Source organism: Limnobacter sp. SAORIC-580 (genome assembly GCF_013004065.1).
Taxonomy (GTDB): Bacteria; Pseudomonadota; Gammaproteobacteria; order Burkholderiales; family Burkholderiaceae_B; genus Limnobacter; species Limnobacter profundi.
In genome coordinates this window covers 663,195-679,460 of record NZ_CP053084.1, presented here as the reverse complement: position 1 = coordinate 679,460, position 16,266 = coordinate 663,195, and the positions used below count along the sequence as shown (strand labels likewise).

The window sequence follows — 16,266 nt, the reverse complement described above, 5'->3', positions numbered from 1 at the left end:
CTCCTTAGTTTTCGTGGACGTCGTGTTCGCGGTCGATCTGACCCATTTTCTTCGCATAGTAGAAAATGAGGATAATGAACATGTAAATAGAACCTTGTTGGGCAAACCAGAAGCCCAGTGGGTAACCACCGATGCTGAATTGATTCAGTTGCTCAACAAACAGAATACCGGCGCCGTAAGAAACCAAAAACCACACGATCATGATCTTGGTCAACAGGCCGAGTGTCGCTTTCCAGTAGGCTTCACCGCCCTTTGGGTTGCTCATCGCTTGTCTCCTTTTTTAAGGTTGTTGTTAACCGCAGACACGGAATACGAGGTCACATCCCTCCCGAGCCTAGGCTTGCGGATGAGTATCAAAGCGAAAACTTACGCCAAACTGAAAGCCCGTCAGATAGGCCATTAAACCCCTCCCCCAGCATTACCCCCTACCCAAACGTGCGATTCCCAAAGCTGGAAAAACCGCAAACTGGCCGGTGATTACCTGTTTTATCAAGTGATTGAGCCGGACGAGGCCACACACAATGGTATTTACCCCAATCAAGCCAACTCATTCTGATTAACAAGGCGACCCATGACACCCAATATCGAGCAACCTGGCAAGCACCGCACCCACTTGTTCAACGCGCTGGCGAAAAGCCAGGCCTGCATTGAATTCGACTTGAACGGCAATGTGCTGTATGCCAACGAGAACTTTTTGAATGTTTTCGGCTACTCGGAGGAGGATGTGCTGGGCAAGCACCACAGCCTTTTTTGCACAGCAAGTACCGCGGAGTCGGACGAATACCGGCTGTTCTGGAGCAAATTGCGCGAAGGCGAGTTTCAAAGTGGTGAGTTTTTGCGACTGGATTCGCAAGGTCAAGAGGTGTATATCCAGGCGAGCTACAACCCGGTTCGGGATGATGACGGCAATTTGATCTCGGTCATCAAGATTGCATCGAACATAAGCGATGCAAAAAGCAAGTCACTTGAAAATGAAGGCAAAGTGGCTGCGATCGACAAAACCCAAGCCGTGATTGAATTTGACACCGCCGGCCGTATTTTGGCGGCCAACGACAACTTCCTGAACGCCATGGGCTATCGCCTGCAAGAAATTGTGGGCCAACACCACCGCCAGTTTTGTGAAAAAAACTATGCGGAATCGGAGGAGTACAGCAACTTCTGGAAAGACCTTGCGGCTGGCGAGTTCAAATCAGGCGAATTCATGCGCCTTAACCGGCATGGCCGCCCCGTGTGGCTACAGGCCACTTACACGCCAATTTTGGGTGTAAATGGCAAGCCAGTGAAAGTAGTTAAATTTGCCAGCGACATTACTGCTGCAAAAACCAAGGCGATTGAAGACGATGGCAAGGTTAATGCCATGAACCGCTCGCAAGGCATCATCGAGTTTGATCTGGGTGGGCATATTTTGCACGCCAACGAGAACTTCCTCTCCCTGACAGGCTATTCATTAAGCGACATTGTGGGTCAGCACCACAGCATGTTTGTGGACAAGGAAGAGGCCAGCAGCGGTGCTTACCGGGCTTTCTGGCGAAAGCTGGGCCAAGGCGAGTATGACTCTGGTGAATACCTGCGCGTGGGCAACCATGGCAAGCGGATCTGGATACAGGCCAGCTACAACCCGATTCTTGACCTGGAAGGCAACCCGGTGAAGGTCATCAAGTTTTGTAGCGATATCACGCAGTCCAAATTGCACGCCATTGAAACCCAGGCACGCATGGATTCAGTGTCCAACACCAGTTGCATTCTGGAGTTCAATGCGGAAGGGAAAATTCTGAACAGCAATGAACTGATGCAAAAATCGCTGGGGTACAGCCAGGCGGACCTGGCTGACAAGTCCGAAAGCTTTTTGATGTTCGATGAAGAACGCAACGACAGCAATCACTTCAAGATCTGGAATGATTTGCGTGAAGGCAAAAACCTGGCAGGTGAATTCCGCTACAAGGGCGTGGGTGGCAAAGAAATTTGGCTTTCAGGTACACGCAGCCCGGTGATCGGCCTTGAGGGGCAATTGATCAAAGTAGTACTCATGCTGCAAGACATCACAGACGCCAAACTTTCCCGACTGGATGCCGAGGGCAAACTGGGCGCGATTGACCGCTCGCAAGCAGTAATTGAATTTGACATGCAGGGCAAGGTACTTGCAGCCAACGGCAACTTTCTAAAACTGATGGAGTATTCAACGGAAGAAATTATTGGTCGCCACCACCGCATGTTCGTGGATGCCGCATACGCAGCAACACCCCAATACCAGGCCTTTTGGGAAAGCCTGGGCCGTGGACAGTTCGAGTCAGGTGAATATAAACGGGTGGCAAAAGGTGGACGAGAAGTTTGGATTCAAGCCACCTACAACCCCATTTATGATCCACGCGGCAACCTGGTCAAGGTGGTGAAATTTGCCAGCGATGTTACCCATAGCAAATTGAAAAATTCCGAGTTCGAAGCCAAGGTTGACGCCATTAACCTGGGGCAGGCCGTGATTGAGTTTGATCTGGACGGCCATGTGTTGAACGCCAACCGCAACTTCCTCAATGCCATGGGTTACACCTCGCGTGAAATTCAGGGACAACACCACAGCATTTTCTGTACGCTGGAATACACACAAAGCGAAGAATACCGCGACTTCTGGTTGAAACTGAATGAAGGAAAATTTGTGAGCGGCCGCTTTCACCGCGTGGGCAAGTTCAACCGCGATGTATGGATTCAAGCCACCTACAACCCCATTCTGGACTTGAATGGCAACGTGGTTAAAGTGGTGAAATATGCCTACGATGTAACCAAAGAAGTGATGCTGGAACAGGGTATCAACAAGAAGTCGAGCGAAATGCGGGAACGTGTGTCCAAGCTGGTCGAAAGTATCACCGACATTTCCGGCAACTCCGCAGCCGCCACACAACTGGCAGAAAAAGGCGTGGAAGCGGCCCGCCAGGGAAGCCGCGAATTGAAGCGATCCATCGCTGCAATCCATGCCATCCAGAACAGCTCGAGCAAAGTGTCGGAAATTGTGCGTGTTATTGGCGACATTGCCAACCAAACCAACTTGCTGGCATTCAATGCAGCCATTGAAGCAGCACGCGCCGGGCAACATGGCGTTGGGTTCTCGGTGGTAGCAGCCGAAGTACGCAAGCTGGCTGAAAGCAGTTCAAGCGCAGCACGCGAAATTGCCACACTGATTGAAGAATCGGTTGCGCAGGTTGAAGAAGGTGTTGAGGTGAGCCAAAACGCGGCCCAAAGCTTTGAAGGAATTTTGAGCAGTGTAACTGAAACAGGTGAAAGCGTGAAGCAAATTACCAGTTCGGCAGAACAGCAGCGCGACCTGGCCATTGCCGTGAACTGCCTGATTGAAGAGCTCACTGGTGGCCTTGAAAAACACACGGGCAGCAAAACCGCATGAATGACCTAAGCCAATACGAACAGGGCTTTGGTTCATTTAGAATTGGTGAAATGACCTTGGCGCTGCCCATGAAATCGGTCAGGGAAGTGGTGCCATTTCACCCTTTGATGGCACTGCCCTGCCCACAGCCCTGGATCAAGGGTGGCTTGAATTTGCGCGGGGTGACCATTCCTGTGCTCGACCTGGAATGTTTGCTGAATCGGCCCGGACACCAGTACACGCCGGGCTGTATTTTGCTGATCGCCCATGAAAATCATTTGCTGGGCCTGATTGCCGACCAGGTCAAAGCCTTGTTCTTTGCGAACCCGGGTGCCATGCACATGGTCAGCTCAGCGGACGCCGTAGGCAGCATTTTTGCAGGCAGCCTGATGAACAGCGAATTGAACCAACTGGTTCAGGTGCTTTCAACACAAGCCTTGTTCGACCTGCCCGGGCTGCCCAAAGCCGAGGACCCGGAACCGCATCGCCAATCGCTTGAATTGCAAACTTCGAACGAAGACACCGCCCTGAACACCCGCACACCGCTGATGTTGATGCAAAGCATGTCGACCTTGTTTGCGGTGAACCCGAAGGACATTGAAACCACCGTGGTCAACCCTGTGCTATTGCCCAGTGAATACGCAGGCGGGTTCTACAAGGGCAACCTGGATTACAGGGAGCAAACCATTCCGGCGATTGACCTGGCGAGTTATCTTGGCATTGGTACGTACAAGCAACTGCAATATGCTGCGCAGCAGGCCTTTGTCATACGAATCGATGGAAACCCGCTGGCCTTGCTGATCGATCGGGTTCTGGACATTGTTCATGTACCACACAACTCAGTCATTCCACTGCCTGGCTTTGGCCTGCCCAAAGCAGCGCAACTTGAAGGTGCTCTGCCCTGCACCACGTTTCCAAAAGAGGACCCACATTCACAACGTGGCCCGCAATATTTTGTGTTGTCTTGCCAGCGAATCAGCGAAGACCAGGAGTTGATTGAACTGGCCTGCATTTTGGCCAAGGCCAGTGCAAGCGCACAACTGGATGCCAAAAACCAACAGGGCAAAGCAACGCGTGGCCTGGACCGCTTGATGGTGTATCGATTGGGTACCGAGTTTTCTACGCCGATTGAGCAAGTGCGGGAGGTACTTCCCTATCGGGCAGACATTGAGATTTTTGAACGCGGTAATTCCATGCTGGGCATGCTGACCCACCGCAATGAATCCATTCCGGTTTTTGATCTGGCGCAGTGGCTGGGTGCAGAACGCCAAAGCCTAGATCATGAATCCAGCATTTTGGTGGTGAATGCGCATGGCGCAAGCGTCGGCTTTGCCGTGACCTCACTGACCGCGATTGAAAATGCGCAGTGGGAGCCGAATGTACCCGTATTGGGCGAGCAAAGGCAATTGCTGCACGGTCAGTTAAAAACCATGCAACGACTTGCACAAATTGGAGAAAACAAACACCAGCGCATGGTGGAGGTGATCGATTTGCAACAGCAAGTGCTGTTGATTCTCGATCAGTTTGGTTTGGCTGTACCTACTGCGATTGAGGCTGTTGCTGCACCTGTTGTTGACCCGCTAGGGCATTCTCAGCACGCAGCGCATTGAACTCTTTCACGAATTCATCGAAGCGGTCTTGCTCGATCGCTTCGCGCATTTCCCGCATCAATTCAAGGTAGTAATGCAGATTGTGCATGGTGTTCAACTGCGCACCCAAAATTTCTTTGCTGCGGTCCAGGTGGTGTAGGTACGCGCGTGAAAAATTTTTGCAGGTGTAGCAACTGCAGGTGGCATCAAGCGGGCTTTCATCGTTGCGAAACTTCGCGTTGCGAATGCGAATGTCGCCCGTGCGCGTGAACAGCCAGCCGTTGCGTGCATTGCGGGTTGGCATCACGCAGTCAAACATGTCAATGCCCTGCCCCACCGCATTCACCAGGTCTTCGGGAGTACCCACACCCATCAGATAGCGGGGCTTGTGTTGCGGCAACTTTGGCGCGGTGTGCGCCAAAATACGCTGCATGTCGTCTTTGGGCTCGCCCACTGACAGGCCACCAATGGCGTACCCGTCAAAACCGATTTCTTCCAGGCCCTGTAGTGAAATATCGCGCAGGTCTTCATACATGCCGCCCTGAACAATGCCAAACAAGCCATTGTTGTTACCCAGCGCATCGAAGGAGTCACGGGAACGGCGTGCCCAACGCATGGACATTTCCATGGACAGGCGTGCCTCAGTGTGCGTGGCTGGATAAGGCGTGCATTCGTCGAAAATCATGACGATGTCAGAATTCAGCACGGTTTGAATGCGCATGCTTTCCTCCGGGGTGAGGAACAACTTGTCGCCATTCACAGGGCTGCGAAAATGAACACCCTCTTCCTTGATTTTCCGCATGGCCCCCAGGCTGAACACCTGAAAGCCGCCTGAGTCGGTCAAAATTGGGCCTTTCCAGCCCATAAACTGGTGTAGACCACCGAATTTTTCCATGATGTCCAGGCCCGGGCGCATCCACAAATGAAAGGTGTTGCCCAGAATAATTTGCGCCTGGATCTCGGTGAGGTCGCGCGGCGTCATGCCCTTCACGGTGCCATAGGTGCCCACTGGCATGAAGATCGGGGTTTGGATAACGCCGTGTGCGGTTGTAATTTCACCGCGACGGGCTTTGCCCGAGGTGGTTTTGAGTTTGAAGGACAGTGCGCTCAAGAAAAATGCCTTTTTAGAATTGGCCGTATTTTAAATCATTTCAAGCACATGGGCCTGAAAACCACGTTTTGAGTGGCCATTCCAGCAATTCAAGCACTTGTTTGGCACAATGGAGCCATTCACAAAATTAGAAGTACCCCATGCAACAACACGCCAAACCCGAATTCATTCGCGCCGAGAAACGCGAAGGTGACGCCGAGCTGGACGCGCACATGTTTCGGCAAGCGCTGGCCCAGTTCGCCACTGGCATCACCATTATTACCACCAAGAATGCCGAGAGCAAATATGTGGGGGTGACCGCCAATTCATTCAACTCCGTTTCACTGCACCCCCCCTTGGTGCTGTGGAGTTTGTCGAAAAAAGCCAGCAGCCACGATGCATTTGCAGCAGCCACGCATTATGGCGTGAGCGTGTTGTCGGCTGACCAGGAAGATTTGTCACACCATTTCTCGACCTTCAAAGGCGATCGGTTTGCGGGTGTCGAAGTGATTGAGGGTTTGGGTGGTGCGCCTTTGATTCCACATGCTTTGGCGCATTTTGAGTGCAAAGTGCGCAGTCGCTACGATGAGGGAGATCACTTCATCATGGTGGGCGAGGTGTTGCGCTGCGACTTCCGGGAAGGCGAGGCGCTGGTGTATCGGTCGAGGAAGTACTTCCGGAACTGATCGGTGAATATTGATTGCCGAATTGGCGAGGGTTTCAATCTCTCGCCTGCCGGTTAACTGCCCGATCGGCGTGGGTTCCGATCTCTCGCGGTGCGTTAACTGCCCGATCGGCTTGGGTTCCGATCTCTCGCGGTGCGTTAACTGCCCGATCGGCTTGGGTTCCGATCTCTCGCCAGAAAACCTGTTGATCCCTTGCTGAGCCTTGCGATGCCTGAGAACGGCCCTCCTAAACTGCGGGTCGGGTCCGTTCTCTGTCGCCCATGCTGGGCAACACCGGCCCTGCTCGGCACGCAAGAGCAGGTTTTCTTGAAGGCGAGGCGATCGAAACACCGCCGCCGATTGGGAAGCTGAACTTGCAATGGGTCGCACGATGACCAGTCAGAAAACTTGCCGGCTTGGCGCGCCGAGACTAACGATCGCGCCTTGGCGCGAAAGCCAAGACCCGACCGTTACTTTTGGAGGGCTTGGCTTAGTGCAGGATCAAGTCGACAAGCCGAAATGCCAAGTTTTCGGGCAACGGCGATCCTTCAAGTTCAGCTCCCAAGCCCACTAGTCCAGTGCGACACAAGTAACCCACGCCGAGTGGGCGAACGAATCAGCATCCCGATCGCGTGCGCTCAACTCACCGAGTCATTCAACGCCGCCAGCAACCTGGCCTCTGTCAAATCAGCATTACACAGCTCGATGAACTTGTATGCAAATGAACGCAGGTAATGCCCTTTGCGAATCGCAATGCTGGTGGTGTTCATCGGCAAATCCGATTCAATATCAAGCACAGCCAGGCCTGTGTCCTTCACCGGGTTGTAGGCCATGCTGGCAATAATGCCAACCCCCAAGCCCAGTTCCACATAGGTTTTAATCACATCCGCATCCAGTGCAGAAATGGCCACATCCAGTGTTAAACCCAGCTTGCGAAAGGTTTCGTCAATTTTGATTCGTCCGGTGAAACCCTCTTGATAGGTCACGATCGGATATTCAGCCACATCCTGCAAAGTGGGCTTGGCCAGTTTCAACAAGGGGTGGCCTTGCTGCACCACCACCTGGTGCTTCCACTGGTAATAAGGAAACGAAACCAGATCGTCGACATTCCCCAGCACTTCGGTCGCAATACCAATGTCGGCCTGACCGTCCAGCAACATCTGGGTAATTTCCTTGGGGCTGCCCTGGTGCATGCGCAAGTGCACTTTCGGGAAGACCTTTTTGAACTCATTGACCACCGTGGGCAATGAATAGCGGGCCTGCGTGTGCGTGGTGACCACGGTCAGCTGACCCACGTCGCGACTGCTGTATTGCTCAGCCAGGTTCTTGATGTTTTTCGCATCCAGCAACATGCGTTCAACCAGCACCAACAACTCCTTGCCTGGGTCTGTCAAACCCATCAGGCGTTTGCCTTTGCGAATGAACAATTCCACACCCAGCTCTTCTTCGAGGTCACGAATATGTTTCGAGACGCCGGGCTGCGAGGTGTACAAACTGTTGGCCACTTCAGTCAGGTTGTAACCCTGACGAACCGTTTCGCGAATAATGCGCAACTGCTGGAAATTCATACGGCCCCCACCACATCAAATACTTTCAAAGCTTTGGCTGAAAGCCGCACCAATTGGCCTTCCTGCAAGTTCAATTCTCGTGCACGCTCGGCGCTGATCTCTACATCAAAATGCTGAGCTGGTTGCAAATCTACGGAATCCAGTTCAACCCGAGTGTTCAACCCAAAGCGCAACACACGCACCACTTTGGCAGGCACCCCCAAAGAAAAATCAGGCTCAGTGTGAATGTCAATTTCATGCGGACGCGCAAACGCCAGTACATCGGCGCCCTGCACTGCTTCGCCCGATCGATTCAACACTGTACCGGAATGCGCCAGGTTCGACTCACCCACCTGAATACCATCGCCCAGGTGACGTGCCTTGAACAGATTGACCGAGCCCAAAAAACCGTACACAAAGGGCGTGGCCGGGTGTTGATAGACTTCCTCAGGTGTACCGATTTGCTCCACGTTGCCTTGGTTCATCAACACAACCCGGTCAGCCACTTCCAACGCTTCTTCCTGGTCGTGCGTTACAAAAATTGAGGTGATGTGCAATTCATCGTGCAGGCGGCGCAACCAGCGACGCAACTCTTTCCGTACCTTGGCATCCAGAGCACCAAACGGCTCATCCAGCAGCAGTACCTTGGGCTCAACGGCCAATGCGCGGGCCAATGCAATTCGCTGACGTTGCCCGCCACTGAGTTGTGAAGGAAACCGATCCGCCAGCCAATCCAGCTGGACAAGTTTCAACAGGCTGTGCACCTTCTCCGCAATTTCCGCCTTGCTGGGCCTTTCACTGCGAGGCTTCATGCGCATACCGAATGCCACATTGTCAAACACAGTCATGTGCTTGAACAGCGCGTAATGCTGGAACACAAAGCCTACATTTCGGTCTCGCACGTGCGTGTCGGAGGTGTCTTCTCCATCCAGAATCACAGTGCCGCTGTCGGTCTGTTCCAAACCAGCGATGATGCGCAGCAACGTAGTTTTACCGCAACCCGATGGCCCTAGCAGGGCGACCAGTTCGCCGCTGTTGAAATCGAGGCTGACATTGTTCAGGGCGGTGAAATCGCCAAACTGCTTGTGAATGTTTTTAACTTGAATGCTCATGATAATTCCTTCTTAGTGCACACCCTGTTTGGCGGCTTTGTGCTCAACCCAGGTTTTAATGCTCAAGGTGATTAAGGCTAGAAACGCGAGAATCGAAGCCACGGCGAACGCAGCTGAAAACTGGTATTCGTTGTATAGAATCTCGACGTGCAAGGGCAGCGTGTTGGTCTCGCCGCGAATGTGGCCCGACACCACCGACACCGCACCAAACTCGCCCATGGCGCGGGCATTACACAAAATAACGCCGTACAGCAAACCCCACTTGATGTTAGGCAAGGTGACATGCCAGAAGGTTTGCCAGCCCCGCGCACCCAACACCACGGCAGCCTCTTCTTCCTCTTTGCCCTGTGCTTCCATCAGCGGAATCAGCTCGCGAGCGATAAAAGGTACGGTGACAAACACTGTGGCCAACACAATACCCGGCACCGCGAAAATAATGCGAATCTCGTACTCGGCCAACAGGGGTGCAAACCAGCCCTGAGCGCCAAACAACAACACATACACCAGCCCCGCTATTACAGGGCTGACAGAAAATGGCAAGTCAATTAAGGTGATGAGCACCTGCTTGCCTCGAAACTCGAACTTCGCAATGGCCCAGGCGGCGGCCACACCAAATACCAGGTTCAGCGGCACTGCAATCGCTGCAGCCAACAAGGTCAATTTCAGCGCGTAGACCGCATCGGGTTCCTTCAAGGATTCCCAATACACCCCCACCCCTTGGCGGAAAGCTTCAACAAATACTGCGAACAAGGGCAGCAACAAAAAGAAACCAAAGAAAGCCACTCCAGTTAGAATCAGGGCCCACTTGACCCAGGGCGTTTCCCGTGTCGCGGAGGAGCTTTGTAGCTTCTCGGCGCGCGAGGTGTGAATATTCAATGCAACAGCGCCCGACATTATTGAGTTCTCCCTGTGCGTTTGGCAGTCCAGGCTTGCAGGCCGTTGATGGCCAGCAACAAGATGAATGAAATGATCAACATGACCGATGCGATGGCAGTGGCGCCCGTGTAGTCGTATTGCTCGAGCTTGGTGATGATCATCAACGGAGTAATTTCAGACACATAGGGAATGTTGCCGGCGATGAAAATAACCGAACCGTATTCACCCACTGCCCTCGCAAAGGCCAAGGCGAAGCCTGTCAGCAGAGCTGGGAATACGATGGGCAAAATGACATGAAAAAAGGTTTGCCAACGGTTCGCCCCAAGGCTGCTTGCGGCCTCTTCCAATTCACTTTCCATGTCTTCCAGCACGGGCTGAACTGTCCGCACCACAAAGGGCAAACCAATAAATACCAGGGCCACCAAAATACCAGGGGGTGCAAAAGCCACTTTGATGCCCAATGGCTCCAGGTATTGCCCCACCCATCCGTTGCCGGCATACAAGGCAGTCAGTGCAATACCAGCCACCGCCGTGGGAAGTGCAAATGGAAGGTCAACCAAAGCATCCACGATTTTTCGACCAGGGAAGGTGTAGCGAACCAGTATCCAGGCCAATAACAGGCCAAACACCGCATTGATGCCGGCTGCCAACAAGGAGATTCCAAATGAAACCCGATAAGTTGCAACGATTCGGGGATCAGTCACCGTGCTCCAGAAATCGGCAAAGCTCATCTCGAATGTTTTGATGAACACCGCGGACAGCGGAATCAGGATGAGCAAAGAGAGATAGACGATGGCATAGCCCAGGGTGAGATGAAACCCGGGCAGCACACGTTTGGTGGAGGAAGACGAAGCCACGATAGACCTTAACAAGTTCGATTTGAATACGAAGCAAGCAGTCTATTGGAGGGGCTTTAGATACTGAACGATTAAAAAGTTGGATCGATATAAGAAAAACTTATGATCAACCATAGGCTACAGAAGGTCGATGGAATTGCGCGTCAATTGACGAATCCTCGACAGCGCGGTGAAACGATTCTTGCTGACTTGGCTCTGCGCTTGAATTTGACCCAAAGGAATGGCCTGAACTTGTTCTCGAAACTTGTCGACCAAACGAGGCAAGGCAGGCCAGGCTCCAAATCCCGACTGCACATTGATATGCCCTGCATTGCGTAAACAGGAAAAGCGCAAACCCCAGTTTTCAGCCCAGAATCGAGCGTGAGTCAGTTTTAACCAAGGATCGTCCGAGCTCGCGATGAACACACCTGGTACACCCAAAGGCTGTGCCGGAATCGCACCGAGTAAAGTAGTGGGTGAACGTTCTTGCGAAGTGATAAGCCCCGTTGCACTGAATCGCTGGGGAGATGCTGGTGCCACTAAAATAACCCCGGCCACTTTGGTTTCGTTGTCTGCAATCGCAACCACACTGGCCAAACAACCGAAGCTGTGGGCGATCAAGATTACGCTGCCCACCTCATCGCGAATGTTGTTTCGAATTGCATCAGCCCACGCTGCAACCACCGGTTTGTCGAAGTTAATCCCACTTACCCTTCGGCAATTCGGAATCTCCTTCTCTGCCCAGGTTTGCCAGTGGTCTGGGCCACTGCCATTCAAACCGGGCACAGTGATGCAAGTGGGCGCAAGCACGATCAATACTCCCAACAATTAACGCTTGAAGATTTGATCGAAAATACCACCGTCCTCAAAGTGGGTTTTCTGAGCTTTTTGCCATCCACCGAAAACCTCATCGATCGTAAACAGCTTTACTTTTGGAAAGCGATTCAAGTCGGCTTTGTTGGCCACCAGTTCAGGCTTGTTGGGGCGGTAATAGTTTGCTGCTGCAATTTGTTGCCCAACGGGAGAGTACAGATAATCAAGGTAGGCCTGCGCAACCACTGTTGTGCCTTTTCTGTCGGCATTCCCTTTCACGAGAGCCACGGGTGGTTCGGCCAAAATGGATACCGAGGGAACGATGATCTCAAACTTGTCCTTGCCCAATTCATTGATGGCCAGAAATGCCTCGTTTTCCCAGGAAATAAATACATCACCGATGTTTCGTTGAACAAATGTATTGGTTGAACCCCGAGCACCGGAATCCAGTACCGGTACGTTCTTGTACAGAGTGGTTACGAAGTCTTTAGCTTTGGCTTCAGTACCGCCCGACTTTTTCAAGGCATAGCCCCAAGCAGCCAGGTAGTTCCAACGTGCACCACCGGATGTTTTCGGGTTGGGCGTAATCACTTGAATACCTGGCTTGACCAGATCATCCCAATCCTTGATGTTCTTGGGGTTGCCTTTGCGAACCAAGAACACAATGGTTGAGGTGTAGGGCGAACTGTTGTTGGACAGCTTTTTTTGCCAGTCCGCTGGAATCTTGCCTGTTTTTTCGGCAATCGCATCAATGTCGTAGGCCAAGGCCAGCGTGACCACATCTGCTTCCAAACCATCGATTACTGCGCGGGCCTGCTTGCCTGCACCACCGTGGCTTTGCTTAATGGTCACGGTTTCACCGGTTTTTTCTTTCCAGTATTTGGCAAATGCCGGATTGAACTCCTGGTACAACTCGCGAGTTGGGTCATAGGACACGTTAAGCAATTCAACCTTGGCCCATGCGGTGGAGGAGATCGCCAGGGCCGCAGTCAGCCCCAAGGTTTTTTTGATCAGAGTGGCAAAATTCATTGTGTAATCCTTCAGAGTGTTCTTGATGTGGACACATCTTAGGGATCGGGCTTTGCGCTGTGAACGAAGAAAAACTTCTTTGCTTATCAGATTCTTCATCAGCCCACTCGGCTTGGGTTCCGATCTCTTGTCTGCCTGTTAACTGCCCGATCGGCTTGGGTTCCGATCTCTCGCCAGAAAACCTGTTTATCCCTTGCTGAGCCTTGCGATGCCTGAGAACGACCCTCCTAAACAACGGGTCGGGTCCGTTCTCTGTCGCCCATGCTGGGCAACACCGGCCCTGCTCGGCACGCAAGGGCAGGTTTTCTTGAAGGCGAGGCGATCGAAACACCGCCGCCGATTGGGCAGCATGTCCATACGTGAACTGCGAAGTGGTACAGATTCGCCGGTGTCGATTGGCCTCTGAACACAGCCATGAGTCGCTCGGAGGTGGAGAGGCGCTGCACGGGAGTGGCTGGGAGCTGAACTTGCAATGGGTCGCACGATGACCAGTCAGAAAACTTGCCGGCTTGGCGCGCAGAGACCAACGATCGCGCCATGGCGCGAAAGCCAAGACCCGACCGTTACTTTTGGAGGGCTTGGCTTAGTGCAGGCTCAAGCTGACAAGCCGAAATGCCAAGTTTTCGGGCAGCGGTGACCCTTCAAGTTCAGATCACAAGTAACCCGCGCTTCAGCCAACTACCGCCTTCTTCCGCCCTGGCACCAAGATCACAGCCATCGCACCAAGAATCAAAACCAATGCAGCAAAGTCAGGCCAATGCGGCACCTCGCCCAGGAATAAACTCCCTGCCATCACACCCACCACCGGAATAATCATGATGGACAAACTCGACACAATGGGTGGCAACGATTTGGCCAGGCTAAACCATGCAACCTGGCAGAATGCGAACACACCAAAAGCGTTGTAAAAAATTGGCCACCACTGCGACCAACCCTGCGGCGCACCCACATCGGCTCCCTCAAACCAAAAACCAGCCAAACCCATGGCCACAATGGTTGGCGGCATTATGGCATGGGTGAAGGTGAGGGCATGCAAACCAGTGGGGTAATGCCGAATCAGCGTAGTGCCAAACCCCCAGCAGGCGGCGGCTACCAGCATTAGCACAACGCCCAATGGGCTGCCTGCAATGGCAGCAAACTCAGAGGAGAGCAGCAGCATGGCGGCAATCATGGCAAGGCTTAAACCGATCCAGCCACGACGCCCCACCGGGTGCGCAAACGCAAGGCCCGACAACACCGCCCACACTGGCATGGTGTAGCCCAAAATAGCCGCGCGGCCCGAGCTCAGTTCCTTCACAGCCAGAATACAAAACAGGTGCCAACCAATCATGTTCGGAATGCAAAGCAAAGCAAGCCTGCCCCACATTTCGCGGGGAACCTTGAGCGACACCTTCATTTGCCGAGCCACAAACCACATGGCCACCATGCCAAACACCATGCAAAGGGTGCGGAAATGCAAAGGTGGGTACTGCGTTACCGCGTATTTCATGACAGGCCAGTTCAAACCCCAAATGGCGGTAATGCCAAGGAGTAACTGGATTTGAGGCAGGGATAATTTTGCAGCTGGCACGTAAGTGAACGATCATTCAGTAAAGTGCCCCAGTGTAGTGCATTGGCCCACTCTTGCCCCTAGGGGCTTGCCCTGATCCTGTACAATAGCGACACCTTCCAACTGTTCTCGCATGCAATGGCCAGCAATCGTTTTTCGCAATTTTCATCGTTCCCGAAACGCCTTGCGCACAGTTGGCAACACAGCAACTCCATGTTGTGCGTGGGCCTGGACCCCGACATTTCCCGCATGCCCGAAGGCTATGGCACAAGCCCCGCAGAAATTGAACGCTTTTGCATCGAAATTGTGAAAGCCACTGCCGAGTTTGCCTGCGCATTCAAACCGCAAATTGCCTACTTTGCAGCCAACCGGGCCGAGGCCGCGCTGGAAAACATTCTGGCGTATGCCAATGAAATTGCGCCACATGCCACCACCATTCTGGATGCAAAACGCGGCGACATTGGCGCCACCGCCAAGCAATACGCCATTGAAGCGTTCGAGCGTTACAAGGCCGACAGCGTAACACTAAGCCCCTACATGGGCAGCGATTCCGTTGAGCCCTACCATGCCTATTCTGACCGGGGGCTTTTTCTGCTGTGCCGCACCTCCAACCCAGGAGGCAACGACCTGCAATTTTTAAACACCGAAAAAAGCGAACCGTTGTACCAAACAGTCGCCAAACTGGCCACCACGGCCTGGAACCCGCACCAGCAAGTGGGTCTGGTGGTGGGTGCAACCTACCCGGAAGAAATTAAAACAGTGCGCGCACTGGTGGGCGATTCGCCCCTGCTGGTACCTGGCATTGGCGCACAAGGCGGCGACTTGCTGAACACGGTAAAAAATGGCCTGTGCAGCCAAGGCTGGGGCTTGTTGATCAATTCATCACGTGCCATTTTGTACGCCAACGGCACAACCAGTTTTGCAAGCGCTGCCGCACTTGAAGCGCGAAACACCCGTGACGCAATTCGAGCCGCGAAAGCCACGGCACTTTCAGGCTAGAATCAAAGCAATACACATATTCATGTTCAGGTAAAAAGAGCCACACCGGCCGGCCTGCACTGAGGAGACAGGGATGAAAATACTTCTGGCCGAAGACGACAGCTTGTTGTCTGAAGGTTTGTCGCAGTCGTTGCGACAGGCCGGCTACGCCGTGGACTGCATGTTCAAAGGCAGCGACGCCGACACCGCGCTGACCACCATGAACTACGACATTTTGATACTCGATTTGGGCCTGCCAAAAATGAGCGGGCTTGAAGTGCTGCGCCGCCTGCGCGCACGCGGCAACAACATGCCCGTGCTAATCCTGACTGCAGCCGACAGCGTTGAACAACGCGTACAAGGCCTGGACGCCGGTGCTGACGATTACATGGCCAAGCCTTTCGACCTGAAAGAACTCGAGGCCCGGGTGCGCGCATTGGCGCGACGTGGCACAGGTGGTGGGGCCAGCATCTGGAAACACGGACCACTCACCTTCGACCAGGTGGGGCGCATTGCCTACATCAACGACGACATGCTCGACCTTTCAGCCCGTGAAGTGGGTTTGCTGGAGGTACTGCTTCAACGCGTGGGCCGCTTGGTCAGCAAAGAACAATTTGTAGACCACCTGTGCGAATGGGGCGAAGAGGTGAGCAACAACGCGATTGAAGTTTACATTCACCGCCTGCGGAAAAAAATTGAAGTCAACGGTGTTCGAATTGCCACGGTGCGTGGCCTGGGTTATTGCCTTGAAAAATTTGTCGAGAAAGAAGCCACACCCGATGCCAATGCCAACGCCAACACATAAGGCGGGT

The 16,266-nt window shown here is 53.2% G+C and carries 14 protein-coding genes; 5 read left to right on the top strand and 9 right to left on the bottom strand.

Annotation, left to right across the window (positions count from 1 at the left end):
- Window positions 1-4: 4 nt before the first annotated feature.
- Window positions 5-265 carry a DUF4212 domain-containing protein gene (locus HKT17_RS03175; RefSeq protein ID WP_105028294.1) on the bottom strand — a complete coding sequence of 87 codons (261 nt, stop codon included), beginning with the start codon at window positions 263-265 and terminating at the stop codon, window positions 5-7.
- 306 nt (window positions 266-571) lie between these two features.
- Here HKT17_RS03175 and HKT17_RS03170 point away from each other — a divergent pair, with 306 nt between their 5' ends.
- Both HKT17_RS03170 and HKT17_RS03165 read left to right on the top strand, forming a co-directional pair.
- Window positions 572-3,391 (top strand): methyl-accepting chemotaxis protein, encoded by a 2,820-nt coding sequence (locus HKT17_RS03170; protein WP_171097779.1) that lies wholly within the window; start codon window positions 572-574, stop codon window positions 3,389-3,391.
- On the top strand, window positions 3,388-4,980 hold the full coding sequence (locus HKT17_RS03165; protein WP_171097777.1) for a chemotaxis protein CheW: 1,593 nt from the start codon (window positions 3,388-3,390) through the stop codon (window positions 4,978-4,980). Before HKT17_RS03170 ends, HKT17_RS03165 begins: the two co-directional genes overlap by 4 nt.
- On the opposite strand, the gene tgt is transcribed toward HKT17_RS03165, so the two are convergent.
- Window positions 4,910-6,070 (bottom strand): tRNA guanosine(34) transglycosylase Tgt, encoded by a 1,161-nt coding sequence (gene tgt, locus HKT17_RS03160; protein ID WP_171097775.1) that lies wholly within the window; start codon window positions 6,068-6,070, stop codon window positions 4,910-4,912. The genes HKT17_RS03165 and tgt overlap by 71 nt on opposite strands.
- Before the next feature lie 140 nt (window positions 6,071-6,210).
- Here tgt and HKT17_RS03155 point away from each other — a divergent pair, with 140 nt between their 5' ends.
- Entirely contained in the window at window positions 6,211-6,735 is a 525-nt protein-coding gene (locus HKT17_RS03155; protein WP_171097773.1) for a flavin reductase family protein, read from the top strand.
- 617 nt (window positions 6,736-7,352) lie between these two features.
- On the opposite strand, the gene HKT17_RS03150 is transcribed toward HKT17_RS03155, so the two are convergent.
- The 7 genes from HKT17_RS03150 to HKT17_RS03120 all read right to left on the bottom strand — a co-directional run bounded on the left by HKT17_RS03150 (window position 7,353) and on the right by HKT17_RS03120 (window position 14,497).
- Window positions 7,353-8,282 (bottom strand): CysB family HTH-type transcriptional regulator, encoded by a 930-nt coding sequence (locus tag HKT17_RS03150; protein ID WP_171097771.1) that lies wholly within the window; start codon window positions 8,280-8,282, stop codon window positions 7,353-7,355.
- Window positions 8,279-9,373 carry a sulfate/molybdate ABC transporter ATP-binding protein gene (locus HKT17_RS03145; RefSeq protein ID WP_171097769.1) on the bottom strand — a complete coding sequence of 365 codons (1,095 nt, stop codon included), beginning with the start codon at window positions 9,371-9,373 and terminating at the stop codon, window positions 8,279-8,281. The genes HKT17_RS03150 and HKT17_RS03145 overlap by 4 nt, the downstream gene beginning before the upstream one ends.
- Window positions 9,374-9,385: 12 nt before the next feature.
- Window positions 9,386-10,267: a sulfate ABC transporter permease subunit CysW gene (cysW, locus tag HKT17_RS03140; protein ID WP_171097767.1), complete on the bottom strand. Its 882-nt coding sequence runs from the start codon at window positions 10,265-10,267 to the stop codon at window positions 9,386-9,388.
- Window positions 10,267-11,106, bottom strand: a complete 840-nt coding sequence (gene cysT / locus HKT17_RS03135) for a sulfate ABC transporter permease subunit CysT (protein ID WP_105028287.1) — start codon at window positions 11,104-11,106, stop codon at window positions 10,267-10,269. The genes cysW and cysT overlap by 1 nt, the downstream gene beginning before the upstream one ends.
- Window positions 11,107-11,223: 117 nt before the next feature.
- Complete coding sequence (locus HKT17_RS03130; RefSeq protein WP_171097766.1) at window positions 11,224-11,895, bottom strand: RBBP9/YdeN family alpha/beta hydrolase; 672 nt, start codon at window positions 11,893-11,895, stop codon at window positions 11,224-11,226.
- An 18-nt stretch (window positions 11,896-11,913) separates the two neighbouring features.
- The gene (locus tag HKT17_RS03125; protein ID WP_171097764.1) at window positions 11,914-12,927 is read right to left on the bottom strand and encodes a sulfate ABC transporter substrate-binding protein; all 1,014 of its coding nucleotides are present in this window, start codon (window positions 12,925-12,927) and stop codon (window positions 11,914-11,916) included.
- Between the two features lie 670 nt (window positions 12,928-13,597).
- Window positions 13,598-14,497 carry a DMT family transporter gene (locus tag HKT17_RS03120; protein ID WP_371815426.1) on the bottom strand — a complete coding sequence of 300 codons (900 nt, stop codon included), beginning with the start codon at window positions 14,495-14,497 and terminating at the stop codon, window positions 13,598-13,600.
- A gap of 117 nt (window positions 14,498-14,614) precedes the next feature.
- On the opposite strand from HKT17_RS03120, the gene pyrF reads away from it, so the two are divergent.
- Both pyrF and HKT17_RS03110 read left to right on the top strand, forming a co-directional pair.
- Window positions 14,615-15,475 (top strand): orotidine-5'-phosphate decarboxylase, encoded by an 861-nt coding sequence (pyrF, locus tag HKT17_RS03115; protein WP_171097762.1) that lies wholly within the window; start codon window positions 14,615-14,617, stop codon window positions 15,473-15,475.
- 73 nt (window positions 15,476-15,548) lie between these two features.
- Complete coding sequence (locus HKT17_RS03110) at window positions 15,549-16,259, top strand: response regulator (RefSeq protein WP_008250186.1); 711 nt, start codon at window positions 15,549-15,551, stop codon at window positions 16,257-16,259.
- The last annotated feature ends 7 nt before the right edge of the window (window positions 16,260-16,266 follow it).

Coding starts and splice junctions, on each gene's coding strand:
- HKT17_RS03175 (WP_105028294.1), bottom strand. CDS start 265: ATGAGCAACCCAAAGGGCGGTGAAGCCTACTGGAAAGCGACACTCGGC.
- HKT17_RS03170 (WP_171097779.1), top strand. CDS start 572: ATGACACCCAATATCGAGCAACCTGGCAAGCACCGCACCCACTTGTTC.
- HKT17_RS03165 (WP_171097777.1), top strand. CDS start 3,388: ATGAATGACCTAAGCCAATACGAACAGGGCTTTGGTTCATTTAGAATT.
- HKT17_RS03155 (WP_171097773.1), top strand. CDS start 6,211: ATGCAACAACACGCCAAACCCGAATTCATTCGCGCCGAGAAACGCGAA.
- HKT17_RS03150 (WP_171097771.1), bottom strand. CDS start 8,282: ATGAATTTCCAGCAGTTGCGCATTATTCGCGAAACGGTTCGTCAGGGT.
- HKT17_RS03145 (WP_171097769.1), bottom strand. CDS start 9,373: ATGAGCATTCAAGTTAAAAACATTCACAAGCAGTTTGGCGATTTCACC.
- cysW (WP_171097767.1), bottom strand. CDS start 10,267: ATGTCGGGCGCTGTTGCATTGAATATTCACACCTCGCGCGCCGAGAAG.
- HKT17_RS03125 (WP_171097764.1), bottom strand. CDS start 12,927: ATGAATTTTGCCACTCTGATCAAAAAAACCTTGGGGCTGACTGCGGCC.
- pyrF (WP_171097762.1), top strand. CDS start 14,615: ATGGCCAGCAATCGTTTTTCGCAATTTTCATCGTTCCCGAAACGCCTT.
- HKT17_RS03110 (WP_008250186.1), top strand. CDS start 15,549: ATGAAAATACTTCTGGCCGAAGACGACAGCTTGTTGTCTGAAGGTTTG.